This is a genomic window from Mucilaginibacter sp. BGA-UO-ETr-C110, from assembly GCF_059567985.1.
Window position 1 is genome coordinate 960,091 of record NZ_JCAQPB010000002.1, and the last position, 12,320, is coordinate 972,410.

Below are 12,320 nucleotides of genomic sequence, written 5' to 3' on the forward strand. Positions count from 1 at the left end.
CGTCTCGTTAAGTTACCAAAAAATAAACACACCTTAATTATTCACGTCATAACCATCTGAAAATATGTTGCTATTAGGCATCGATATAGGTACGTCTTCGGTTAAAGTAAGCGTTGTTGACGCGGGCACTCAAAAAATATTGGCTTCGGCGCAGTATCCTGATGAAGAGTCACCTATTAAAGCACTGTATCCCGGCTGGGCCGAACAATCGCCGCAGATGTGGTGGGAGCAGGCACAACAAGCCCTGGAGCGCTGCCATGCAAAAAAAGCTTATAACCCTGCTGATATAGCTGCTATCGGTATTGCCTACCAGATGCATGGCCTGGTTTTGGTTGATAAAGACCAAAATGTTTTACGCGACAGCATCATTTGGTGTGATAGCCGCGCTGTGGAAATTGGTGACAAAGCTTTTGCAGCTATAGGTGAGGAGCATTGTTTATCGCATCTACTCAACTCACCCGGCAACTTTACGGCGTCTAAACTGGCCTGGGTAAAGGAGAATGAGCCTGAAATATATAGCAAGATAGATAAGATCATGCTGCCTGGTGACTATATCGCTATGGAACTTACTGGGGAGATCACCACCTCAATATCGGCATTGTCAGAAGGGGTGTTTTTTGATTTCAAAGCCAATGGTATCTCCAAAGAGATCCTGAACTATTTTGGTTTTGATGAAAGTATCTTCCCGGTGATCAATCCGGTATTCTCATCGCATGGAACTTTATCGGCTGCTGTAGCGGAGAAACTAAAATTAAAAGCTGGCATCCCGGTGACTTATAAATCAGGCGATCAGCCCAACAACGCTCTTTCTTTAAACGTACTTAATCCGGGTGAGGTAGCTGCTACGGCTGGTACTTCTGGTGTGATATACGGTGTAAGCGACGAACTGACCTACGATCAGCAATCGCGCATCAATACTTTTGCCCACGTGAACTATGCCGAAGAGCAAAAACGCCTGGGTGTGCTTTTATGCATCAACGGTACAGGTAGCTTATATCGCTGGGCCAAATACAACTTTGGAGCAGGCTTAACCTACACTCAAATGAATAACGAGGCTAAAAAGGCTCCCTTGGGGAGCGATGGCCTACAGATATTACCTTTTGGCAACGGCGCTGAACGCATGCTGAACAATAAACAGGTAGGGGCGCATATTCAAAATATCGACCTGAACCTGCATACACAAGCCCATATTTTCCGTGCCGTACAGGAAGGCATTGCCAGCGCGTTTCGTTACGGATTGGATATTATGCGCAGCAACGGTATGAACCCAAGGGTGATCCGTGCCGGCAAAAGCAACCTGTTCCTAAGCGAACTGTTTACCGAAACCTTTGTAAATGCCACCGGCGTACCTGTGGAACTTTATGATAACGATGGCAGCGTAGGTGCAGCCCTGGGTGCTGGTATCGGCGCGGGTATATTTAAATCACCAGCTGAGGCATTTAGCAACGCCAAGGCCATTCAATTAATAGAACCCTCAACGCAGCAATTTGAACCCATATACCAGGAATGGAAGGAGCTTCTGAGCTTAAAGCTGAAGGCATAAAGCTAAAAGCTAAAAAACAAAAATCACTAATTCAGTAAATCAATAATTAAGATAAATCACTAATTCAAAACTCAATAATTCAACAATTAAAAATATGAGCATCGTAACCGGAGAAAAACAGTTTTTTAAAGAAATAGGTCAGATCAAATATGAAGGAACGCAATCAGATAACCCGCTGGCGTTCCGTTGGTATGATGCGGATAGGGTAGTGGCTGGTAAAACCATGAAAGAACACTTACGTTTTGCATGCGCGTATTGGCATTCGTTCTGCGGTACAGGTGCCGATCCCTTTGGCGGCCCGACTCACGTATTTCCATGGGATGCAAAAGCTGACGCGGTTGAACGTGCCAAAGATAAAATGGATGCAGCTTTTGAGTTCATCACCAAAATGAACCTGCCATACTACTGCTTTCACGATGTAGATGTGGTTGACTATGGCAATGATGTAAATGAGAACGACAGGCGTTTACAGGCTTTGGTAGAGTATGCCAAACAAAAACAAGCCGCCAGCGGTGTGAAACTGCTTTGGGGTACGTCAAACTTGTTCAGCCACAAAAGGTATATGAACGGTGCTTCTACCAATCCCGATTTTCATGTATTGGCACACGCAGGCGCGCAGGTTAAGGCCGCTATAGACGCCACTATTGCTTTGGGTGGCGAGAACTACGTTTTCTGGGGTGGTCGTGAAGGCTATATGAGCCTGTTGAACACCGACATGAAACGTGAGCAGGAACATTTCGCCCGTTTTTTACATACGGCTAAGGATTACGCCCGTAAGCAAGGCTTTAAAGGAACTTTCTTTATCGAGCCAAAACCTTGTGAGCCAACCAAGCACCAGTATGATTATGACGCGGCCACCGTATTAGGCTTTTTGCAGAAATACGACCTGATCAACGATTTTAAACTGAACCTGGAGGTTAACCACGCCACACTGGCAGGCCATACTTTCCAGCATGAATTGCAGGTAGCTGCCGACTCCGGTTTATTAGGTTCGATAGATGCCAACCGTGGCGATAATCAGAACGGATGGGATACCGACCAGTTCCCGAACGATATCACTGAAGTAACCGAATGTATGCTGATCATCCTGGAAGCAGGTGGTTTCCAGGGCGGCGGTATAAACTTTGACGCTAAGATCCGTCGTAACTCAACCGATCCGGCCGATCTGTTCTACGCGCACATTGGCGGCATGGACATTTTTGCACGGGCTTTGGTAACTGCCGATAGCATTTTGCAAAAATCAGATTACAAAAAGATCCGCAAAGAAAGATATGCTTCATTTGATACAGGTTCAGGTAACGATTTTGAAACAGGAAAGCTATCTTTAGAAGATTTGCGTAACTATGCTATCGCCAATGGTGAACCTAAAACCATAAGCGGTAAACAAGAATATTTAGAAAATTTGATAAATCGCTATATATAGTTTATAATTGTCAATCTAACATATTAAAACCAACTTAACCAAAACAATGAACCTGAAAACCCTCTCGTATGGCGATTATGCTGTATTTTTGATCTACTTTGTATTAGTCGCCAGCTATGGCTGGTGGGTATATAAGCGTAAACACAACGCCGATGCCACCTCAAAAGATTACTTTTTGGCCGAAGGGTCACTAACCTGGTGGGCTATTGGTGCATCACTGATCGCTTCAAATATATCTGCCGAACAGTTTATCGGAACCAGCGGATCTGCATTCAAGATGGGTTTGGCCATATCAACATACGAGTGGATGGCCGCAATTACGTTGATCATTGTAGCGGTATTTTTTATTCCGGTATATCTTAAAAATAAGATATTCACCATGCCGCAATTCCTGCATCAACGGTATAACGGTACAGTGGCTATGGTGATGGCTATATTTTGGCTGTTGTTGTACATTGTAGTTAACCTGATGTCAATATTATACCTGGGTGCCTTGGCTATCAGTGGTATATCCGGCTTAAATATCCATTTATGTATCTGGTTGCTGGCCATATTCTCTATTGTTATCACCCTGGGTGGGATGAAGGTTATTGGTTATACCGACGTTATTCAGGTAGCCGTGCTTATTTTGGGCGGTTTGATGGCCACTTACCTTGCATTAACGCTGCTGAGCGAAAAAGAAGGTACAACAGGTTTATTAAACGGGTTTAAAATACTCCACTCCGAGGCCAGCGATCACTTCCATATGATATTCAAGAAGGATAATCCGAATTATATGGACTTACCTGGTTTAACGGTATTAATTGGTGGTATGTGGATCACTAACCTCAACTATTGGGGTTGTAACCAGTACATCACGCAAAGGGCACTGGGCGCAAATTTGAAAACCGCCCGTGGTGGTATTCTTTTCGCGGCATTCCTCAAATTGCTGATGCCGGTGATCGTGGTATTGCCGGGTATAGCAGCTTACTTGTTGTATCAAAAAGGAATGTTCCACCAAGAAATGATGAGTTCATCAGGTGTATTGGATCCAAATAAAGCGTATCCATCCTTGTTAAACTTATTGCCATCGGGCTTAAAAGGACTTTCATTTGCTGCTTTAACAGCTGCCATTGTAGCTTCATTAGCAGGTAAAGCAAATAGTATTGCCACTATATTTACGCTGGATATCTACAAAAAAGCTATTAACCCGGAAGCCAATGATAAAAAACTGGTTAATTTGGGTAAATGGTCTGTTGTGGTAGCCATGGTATTAGGTATATTGTTATCAGAATTGATTGGTAAAGCATTGATGGGCGAAGGTAAACAAGGCTTTCAATACATCCAGGAGTATACCGGCTTCGTATCGCCGGGTATATTTGCCATGTTCATCTTGGGTTTCTTCTGGAAAAAAGCTACTTCCAATGCCGCTATGTTTGCGACAGTAGGTGGATTTATCATGTCATGTTTCTTTAAGCTATTGCCACGTTTTGCCGACCTGAGTTTCCTTTCGCCTTATGGCTTCTCGAAACTTGCACTGCAGGATGATAAGGTTACCCAGCTTTATGAAATACCATTCCTTGACCGTATGGGTTTTGTATTCATCATTTGCGTTGTTGGTATGTATATCATCTCTAAAATTGATGGCGCCCGCGGTGTTAAAACCAATGGCCTGGAAATCGACGCGTCGATGTTTAAAACATCCCGTGCATTTACAGCCGGTGCATTAATAGTTACAGGTATTGTAGTTGCGCTATACTCTATCTTCTGGTAGTAGTTATTTTTCAACATATAAAAAGGGCGGCGAATCTGATGATCTGCCGCCTTTTTTGTTCAAATAGGTTAATCAATAGCTAAAACGTTATATAATTTAGTTACAGGTTAAATAGTATCTTGCCTGATAACCCGCATCCGAAAACGTTTGCGTGGATTTGTTTGCGTTATACCTTACAACTTGTACAAAATGATGTGTAATTTGCCGGTCACAACAAACCTTTTATATACGATACCATCAATCCATGGTGAATAATTTAGAACAAACATTTCGCTGGTTTGGGCCTACCGATCCGGTTACATTAACAGCCATCAGGCAAACTGGTGCCACAGGCATTGTTACATCCCTTTACCACATCCCAAGCGGAGAAGTGTGGAGTTTAGAGGAGATCAACGAACGCAAAAAGATCATTGAAGATGCCGGGCTTACCTGGTCGGTAGTGGAGAGCGTAAATATTCATGAGAGTATCAAAACCGCCTCGCCCGACAGGGATAAATACATCGAAAACTATGTAAGTACGCTTAAAAATTTATCGCTGGCAGGCATAAATATTGTATGTTACAATTTTATGCCCGTGCTTGACTGGACACGTACCGATCTGGATTTCCTGTTGCCCAACAAAGGAACCGCGTTAAGATATGATGCCAATGCGCTGGCTGCTTTTGACCTGTATATCCTGGAACGTGAAGGAGCCGAAAATGATTTTACTGCTGAACAGCAACAAGCCGCAAGAAAATATTTAGACAGCATCAGCGCCGAAGAAAAGGCACAGCTGATCGATAATCTGATGGCCGGTTTACCTGGTACCAATAAAGTACTGACCATCCCGGAGTTTAAAGAGCATTTAAAACGCTATGCCGATACTGATGCCGCAGCATTGAAAAATAATTTAGGTTATTTCCTGAAAGGTATCATTCCTGGTGCCGAAGCTGCAGGCGTAAAAATGTGCATTCACCCTGACGATCCTCCCTTCCCGATATTGGGACTGCCACGCGTGGTATCAACAGAGCAGGACCTGGCCGATGTGGTTAATTTTAGCCCATCACCAAGCAATGGACTTACTTTTTGCACAGGCTCATTAGGAGCAAGACCAGATAACGACCTGCCTGGGATAGTAGAAAGATTAGGAGAGCACATCCATTTCCTGCATTTACGTAATGTACAGCGTGAAGACGATGGCAGCTTTTATGAAGCCGAGCACCTGAACGGCAGCACCGATATGTATGCGGTAATGAAAAACATTGTTTTAGAACAACAAAAACGCCAGCAAAATGGTCGTGCCGATGTAGCGATACCGATGCGCCCCGACCACGGTCATAAATTGCTGGATGATTTTAAGTATAAAACTTATCATGGGTATTCGGCTATTGGCAGGCTAAAGGGCCTCGCCGAATTAAGAGGGTTGGAAATGGGGGTTAAACGCTCATTATTTGACAAAGCATAATAGCCTCGCCCCAGCCCTCTCCAAAGGAGAGGGAGCTAAAAATATGCTGGTAAAGTCCTCTCCTTTGGAGAGGATTTAGGTGAGGCTAAATAGGCATAATTTATAAACTTAAAAAAGCAGTTTACCTGCTTAGCTAATAATGAAGAGTTTTTTAGATCAGGATTTTTTACTAAATACCAAAACAGCGCAGCGCCTGTACCATGAATATGCCAGCAAACTGCCTATAATTGATTATCACTGTCATTTACCGCCCGATCAGATAGCCCAGGATATCAGTTTTAATAACCTGACGCATGCCTGGCTCTATGGCGATCATTATAAATGGCGTGCTATGCGGGCCAACGGTGTTAATGAAGCTTATATAACCGGTAATAAAACCGATCAGGAAAAGTTTACCAAATGGGCCGAAACGGTGCCGTATACCTTGCGCAACCCATTATATCACTGGACACACCTGGAGCTGCAGCGTTATTTCGGTATTCATGAACTGCTTTCGCCGGCTACTGCTCAAAAGATATATGAGGATTGTAATGCCCAACTCAAAACACCTGAGTTTAGTGTACGTAATATACTGAAAGGTAAAAATGTAGAGGTAGTTTGTACCACCGACGATCCATTGGATAACCTGGCTTTTCATCAACAGATCAAGGCAGATGGTTATGAGATAAAAGTACTGCCAGCATTCAGGCCTGATAAGGCTATGAATGCAGACGACCTGAACACTCTTAATAGCTATATCGATCAGCTGGAAGCGGTTACCAATATTTCCGTTTCCAATATCGACGAGTATTTAAAGGCTCTAAAGAACCGTCACGATTATTTCGCTGCCAACGGTTGTACATTGTCAGATCACGGCCTGGAGCAGATCTATGCGGATGATTATACCGATAAGGAAATAGCTGACATCTTTTTAAAGCTCAGGAACAAGCAGGTTTTACTGCCGCTGGAAATATCCAAGTTCAAATCGGCTATGCTGTTTCAATTTTCGATCTGGGATCATGAAAAAGGCTGGGTACAGCAATATCATTTGGGTGCGTTACGTAACAACAATACACGCGGCTTAACCAATTCCGGTCCGGATACTGGCTGGGATTCTATTGGCGATTTTAAACAGGGTGTTACCTTATCAAAATTTTTAAACAAGCTTGATTTGGATAATCGCTTGACCAAAACTATACTGTATAACCTAAATCCGGCCGACAATGAGTTATTTGCCGCCATGACGGGTAATTTTAACGATGGTTCTGTTGCCGGTAAGGTACAGTTTGGTTCGGCATGGTGGTTCCTGGATCAAAAAGACGGGATGACCAAACAGTTAAACGCTTTGTCGAACATTGGATTGGTAAGCCGTATGGTAGGTATGCTTACCGATTCGCGCAGCTTTTTATCCTTCCCGAGACATGAGTACTTCCGCAGATTGGTTTGTAACTTATTTGCCGAGGATATCGAGAATGGTGAATTGCCAAATGATCTCGAATGGACAGGCAAGATCGTGCAGGACATCTGCTATTATAACGCTAAAAATTACTTTAATTTCGATAAGCAATAATGAGTAATTCTTTTGAAAACGGATCATCTAAAGGCAGTATACTTTCGTTTGGCGAATTACTACTGAGGATATGTCCCGATGCCGGTGGTGAGTGGTTGCATGAAAACCAGTTACCCTTCTTTGTAGGTGGCGCCGAATTGAATGTGGCTACCGCTTTAGCTTTATGGGGATTGCCATCATCTTATTTTACAGCTTTACCAGAGAATGCGCTATCTACCCAGATACTGGATTATCTGCAGGATAAAAAAGTTGATACCAAGCCGGTTTATATGGGCGGCGAGAGGATAGGCTTGTATTATTTAACCCGGGGTAAGGATATCAAGAACAACGCGCTGATCTATGACCGTGCTAATTCGGCTTTTGCCGCTTTACAACCCGGGCAGGTGGATTGGGATAAAGTGTTGAACGGTGTAAGCTGGTTTCACTTTAGCGCTATTTGTCCGGCAATAACCCAAAATGTAGCCGATGTTTGTGCCGAGGTTTTGGAAGTCGCATCTGCCCGGAATATCACTATCTCAGTCGACCTGAATTATCGTGCCCGGCTTTGGCAATACGGCAAACAACCTATTGATGTAATGCCGCAATTGGTAAAATATGCCGACCTGATCATGGGCAATATATGGGCTGCCGAACGGATGCTGAGCATACCCGTTGAACCCAATGTAACCGAATCTGGACAAAAAAGCATTTATCTCAAAGAAGCTCAAAATTCATCACAAGCCATCATGGCACAATTCCCAAAATGCAAGGCTGTTGCCAACACTTTCCGTTTTGATGCCGGTGAAGGGATTAACTACTATACCGCTTTGTATGATGGTGATAAACTGCACAGTTCAAAACAATACGATACCGATAAGGTAGTGGATAAAGTAGGCAGCGGCGATTGTTTCATGGCCGGTCTCATCTATGGTTTTTACAGCAACCTTGATCCATTGGAAACGCTGGAGTTTGCCACTTCTGCCGCTTATCAGAAATTATTTATCGAAGGTGATGCAACCAATAAAACGGTTCAACAAATAACAAATGCTATCAAACTATGAGCAAAAAAGACATTGTACTGAAAGCCATATTAACCCAGGGATCGTTACCACTTTTCTTTTATGAAGACGCGGCAGTAAGCCTGGAGATAACCCGGACCTTATACAAAGGAGGTATCCGCGTATTTGAATATACTAACCGCGGTGCAGCCGCACTGGCCAATTTTATTGTATTAAAAAAAGCGCAGCAGGAAGAAATGCCTGATCTGCACTTAGGTATCGGTACCATAAAAACAGCTGCTGAAGCAAACGCCTTTATAGCCGCCGGGGCCGACTTTATAGTGGCGCCGGTTATCAACCCCGAAGTAGGGGCTATTGCCAAACAACATGATCTGTTATGGATCCCCGGTTGTATGACGCCGACCGAAATTAATACCGCGCAACAACATGGCGCGGCCTTGATCAAATTATTCCCGGCTAACATACTGGGGCCGGAGTTTATGTCGTCTATAAAAGATCTGTTTGCGGGTCAACTATTCATGCCAACAGGTGGGGTTGAATTGAGTATTGACAGCATCAGTACCTGGTTTAAGGCCGGGGTTTGCGCGGTGGGCATGGGAAGTAAACTCATCAGCAAAAAAGTACTGGATAACCGTTTATATGAGCAGCTTTATACAGATACCGTTAAATTGATGGAAATAGCATCAAGTTTTAGTATCAAATAGTCAGTATCAAGATACATTTCATCTTTATCACCTATTTTAAATAAAAGGACAAAAGTCGTGATACTTGATACTCGCTACTTGATACCAATAATTACAACCAATTAAAACCAATTATAATGAAAGAAACTAAAGTTGGGAATTACAGATGGATAATATGCTCGCTGGTGTTTTTTGCCACTACGGTGAATTACCTGGACAGGGCAGTGATCAGTCTTTTAAAATCCAATCTGACCACCGAGTTTAAGTGGAACGATGGGGATTACGCCAATATCGAAATAGCATTTAAAATAGCTTACTCCCTGGGCTTACTTGCAGCCGGAGGCATAATTGACAAGATAGGCACCAAGTTAGGCTATTTCTTATCAACGCTTTTGTGGAGCATCTCGGCGGTTTGCCACGCTTTTGTGGGCAGTACATTTGGCTTTGGCGTAGTGCGCTCGGCTTTAGGTATCAGCGAGGCTGGTAATTTTCCGGCAGCGATCAAAACCGTGGCAGAATGGTTTCCAAAAAAGGAGCGAGCATTTGCTACCGGGATATTTAACTCCGGATCAAATATTGGCGCTATTGTGGCTCCCTTAACCGTACCCTTTATCGCTGCTGCATGGGGATGGCGCTGGGCATTTATCATTACTGGCTCTATAGGTTTTATATGGCTTGTACTGTGGTATTTGTTTTATGAAACACCCTCCAAACACAAACACGTAACACAGGCCGAGCTTGATTACATCAATAGCGATCAGGAAGTTACGGGCCAGAAAGAGGAAGTAGAAGAAGGTAAAAAAATATCCTGGGCTAAACTGTTAAGTTTTAAACAAACCTGGGCATTTGTGATCGGTAAGTTTTTAACCGATCCTATATGGTGGTTTTACCTGTTTTGGTTGCCCGATTTTTTAGAGAGCCAGTATCATTTAAAAGGCACTGCTATAGCCATTCCTGTGGCATTGGTTTACACCATGTCGACATTTGGCAGTATTGGTGGTGGTTGGATACCTATGCGGTTAATTAAAAACAATTGGCCGGTGTTCAGGGCCCGTAAAACCTCCATGTTTATCTATGCACTGTTTGTGATCCCTATTGTGTTTGCACAGGTATTAGGTGGTATCAACATGTGGCTTGCTGTAATTGTGATAGGCATAGCGGCATCAGCCCACCAGGCCTGGAGCGCCAATATATTTACTACGGTTTCTGATATGTTCCCTAAAAGATCGGTTGGCTCCGTAACTGGTATTGGTGGCATGTTTGGATCAATTGGCGGTGTGTTTTTATCATTACTGGTACAAAAAAACCTTTTTGTACACTTTAGGGCAATCCACCAAATAGAAACAGCTTATTACATCATGTTTGTGGTTTGTGGCAGCGCTTATATATTAGCCTGGCTAATTATGCACCTGCTTGTTCCAAAAATGAAACCTATTAATTTATAGAATAACACGATCTATCAAAAAAGCCCCGGTGTATAATACCGGGGCTTTTTTGATTAAAGTTTACTTTCAACCTGCTCTGCAAGTTCGTCTATCCAGCTGGATAGGAATGGTTCTGTCCCCGTTAGCCTAATCCACTCGCCGTCGGCATCTTTAGCTATAATGAGGTGCAGTGTCCCATCAGTTGATTTAAATTCGTAGGCGTTACTGAAATTAGGATATGTAATTCCCTGCGCTATACCGTCAATTGTACTGTCGGTACCTGCGAGTGTTGTTTCAAATTGTTCCATGGTGTGTATTTTATTAACTAACACTGTTTTGTGCGTTTGTGTTTGCTGAAGAAGGATTTCTAAACCAAGATTAAAGGATTACCCCGATAATCATAGAATCAAGAAATCCTTAAATCCTGTTAATCATGGTTCAGAATGATTACTACCTTTATGCCGTGCAAAATTTACAACCAGATCCCAAAATATTAATTGATATAGTACAAACCCGGATGCCTTATGGCAAGTATAAAGGAACCATTATAGCCGACCTGCCTTCAAATTATCTGGAATGGATGGCCGGCAAGGGTTTTACCAAGGACAAGATGGGGATGCTGCTCTCCACCACATTCGAGATCAAAACCAATGGACTAAGTGAAATTCTGTTGATGGTGAAAAAGTCGCTCAGGCAGGAGGGCGGATACAGGTAACCGGATTTATTGCTTATTGATGACCATCCGGTTGAAAGGTTCCACACGTATATACGACTAAACAGATAAAATCATTATCATATGAAAAAGTTGATCTTATATATCGTTGGAGCTTTTCTGTTCGTTGGCTGTGCCGATGGACAATCGTCTAATAAATTTGCCACTTTACCCAAACCTAAAGCCGGCGAGGCCGTAGCCACTTTCGGTGGTGGATGTTTTTGGAGTATGAGCGAGGCTATGTCGGAGTTAAAAGGGGTAAATAAGGTTATCTCTGGTTATGCCGGGGGAAATACGAAGAACCCTACCTACGAGGAAGTAAGCTCACAAAGTACCAATCATGCCGAAACTGTGGATGTATTTTACGACCCTAAAGTGATCAGCTATGGTCAATTGGCCGAAGCTTTCTTCTTTGCTCATGATCCTACCACATTAAACCGCCAGGGCCCTGATGAAGGAACCGACTACCGTTCCATTGCTTTTTACCGCAGCCCTGAGGAAAAGAACATTCTGCTGGTTACCATCAAAAAGGTAAATGAATCCAAACATTATAACAACCCGATAGTAACACAGGTGGTACCTTATAATGCTTTTTACCCCGCAGAAACTTACCATCAGGGTTATTACCGAAGCCACCCTAATCAGCCTTATATCATGGGGGTATCGGAGCCCAAAGTAATGAAATTCAGAAAAGCCATGGCTGCGGAATTAAAGCCGGAGTTTAAGAATTAAATCCGCGCGTCATTGCGAGGCACGAAGCAATCCCCGATTAGCAGAGTCGCCCTGTATAG

At 43.3% G+C, this 12,320-nt stretch carries 11 protein-coding genes; 10 read left to right on the forward strand and 1 reads right to left on the reverse strand.

Features of this window, described 5'->3' with window-relative positions; genetic code table 11:
• The first annotated feature begins 64 nt into the window (after positions 1–64).
• From AC57BQ_RS05415 to AC57BQ_RS05450, 8 genes are all read left to right on the forward strand, one after another.
• Positions 65–1,543: a xylulokinase gene (locus AC57BQ_RS05415; protein ID WP_496405296.1), complete on the forward strand. Its 1,479-nt coding sequence runs from the start codon at positions 65–67 to the stop codon at positions 1,541–1,543.
• A 94-nt stretch (positions 1,544–1,637) separates the two neighbouring features.
• Positions 1,638–2,966 carry a xylose isomerase gene (gene xylA, locus AC57BQ_RS05420; RefSeq protein ID WP_496405297.1) on the forward strand — a complete coding sequence of 443 codons (1,329 nt, stop codon included), beginning with the start codon at positions 1,638–1,640 and terminating at the stop codon, positions 2,964–2,966.
• Between the two features lie 52 nt (positions 2,967–3,018).
• Entirely contained in the window at positions 3,019–4,719 is a 1,701-nt protein-coding gene (locus tag AC57BQ_RS05425; RefSeq protein WP_496409458.1) for a sodium/sugar symporter, read from the forward strand.
• A 244-nt stretch (positions 4,720–4,963) separates the two neighbouring features.
• A complete protein-coding gene (gene uxuA, locus AC57BQ_RS05430; RefSeq protein ID WP_496405298.1) occupies positions 4,964–6,163 on the forward strand; it encodes a mannonate dehydratase in 1,200 nt (399 codons plus the stop codon).
• Positions 6,164–6,302: 139 nt separating this feature from the next.
• On the forward strand, positions 6,303–7,712 hold the full coding sequence (uxaC, locus tag AC57BQ_RS05435) for a glucuronate isomerase (RefSeq protein WP_496405299.1): 1,410 nt from the start codon (positions 6,303–6,305) through the stop codon (positions 7,710–7,712).
• A complete protein-coding gene (locus AC57BQ_RS05440; RefSeq protein ID WP_496405300.1) occupies positions 7,712–8,752 on the forward strand; it encodes a PfkB family carbohydrate kinase in 1,041 nt (346 codons plus the stop codon). The genes uxaC and AC57BQ_RS05440 overlap by 1 nt, the downstream gene beginning before the upstream one ends.
• On the forward strand, positions 8,749–9,414 hold the full coding sequence (locus AC57BQ_RS05445) for a beta/alpha barrel domain-containing protein (RefSeq protein ID WP_496405301.1): 666 nt from the start codon (positions 8,749–8,751) through the stop codon (positions 9,412–9,414). The genes AC57BQ_RS05440 and AC57BQ_RS05445 overlap by 4 nt, the downstream gene beginning before the upstream one ends.
• Positions 9,415–9,530: 116 nt before the next feature.
• Positions 9,531–10,838: an MFS transporter gene (locus AC57BQ_RS05450; protein WP_496405302.1), complete on the forward strand. Its 1,308-nt coding sequence runs from the start codon at positions 9,531–9,533 to the stop codon at positions 10,836–10,838.
• Between the two features lie 53 nt (positions 10,839–10,891).
• Here AC57BQ_RS05450 and AC57BQ_RS05455 read toward each other — a convergent pair whose 3' ends face one another.
• Complete coding sequence (locus AC57BQ_RS05455) at positions 10,892–11,125, reverse strand: hypothetical protein (protein WP_496405303.1); 234 nt, start codon at positions 11,123–11,125, stop codon at positions 10,892–10,894.
• Between the two features lie 125 nt (positions 11,126–11,250).
• Here AC57BQ_RS05455 and AC57BQ_RS05460 point away from each other — a divergent pair, with 125 nt between their 5' ends.
• Entirely contained in the window at positions 11,251–11,532 is a 282-nt protein-coding gene (locus tag AC57BQ_RS05460) for a DUF3820 family protein (protein ID WP_496405304.1), read from the forward strand.
• 81 nt (positions 11,533–11,613) lie between these two features.
• Complete coding sequence (gene msrA / locus AC57BQ_RS05465; protein ID WP_496405305.1) at positions 11,614–12,261, forward strand: peptide-methionine (S)-S-oxide reductase MsrA; 648 nt, start codon at positions 11,614–11,616, stop codon at positions 12,259–12,261.
• The last annotated feature ends 59 nt before the right edge of the window (positions 12,262–12,320 follow it).

Bases quoted from the DNA above. Each gene is read 5' to 3' on its own strand.
- AC57BQ_RS05440 (WP_496405300.1), top strand. From the start codon at position 7,712: ATGAGTAATTCTTTTGAAAACGGATCATCTAAAGGCAGTATACTTTCG.
- AC57BQ_RS05455 (WP_496405303.1), bottom strand. From the start codon at position 11,125: ATGGAACAATTTGAAACAACACTCGCAGGTACCGACAGTACAATTGAC.
- uxaC (WP_496405299.1), top strand. From the start codon at position 6,303: ATGAAGAGTTTTTTAGATCAGGATTTTTTACTAAATACCAAAACAGCG.
- msrA (WP_496405305.1), top strand. From the start codon at position 11,614: ATGAAAAAGTTGATCTTATATATCGTTGGAGCTTTTCTGTTCGTTGGC.
- uxuA (WP_496405298.1), top strand. From the start codon at position 4,964: ATGGTGAATAATTTAGAACAAACATTTCGCTGGTTTGGGCCTACCGAT.
- AC57BQ_RS05415 (WP_496405296.1), top strand. From the start codon at position 65: ATGTTGCTATTAGGCATCGATATAGGTACGTCTTCGGTTAAAGTAAGC.
- AC57BQ_RS05460 (WP_496405304.1), top strand. From the start codon at position 11,251: ATGGTTCAGAATGATTACTACCTTTATGCCGTGCAAAATTTACAACCA.
- AC57BQ_RS05445 (WP_496405301.1), top strand. From the start codon at position 8,749: ATGAGCAAAAAAGACATTGTACTGAAAGCCATATTAACCCAGGGATCG.
- xylA (WP_496405297.1), top strand. From the start codon at position 1,638: ATGAGCATCGTAACCGGAGAAAAACAGTTTTTTAAAGAAATAGGTCAG.
- AC57BQ_RS05450 (WP_496405302.1), top strand. From the start codon at position 9,531: ATGAAAGAAACTAAAGTTGGGAATTACAGATGGATAATATGCTCGCTG.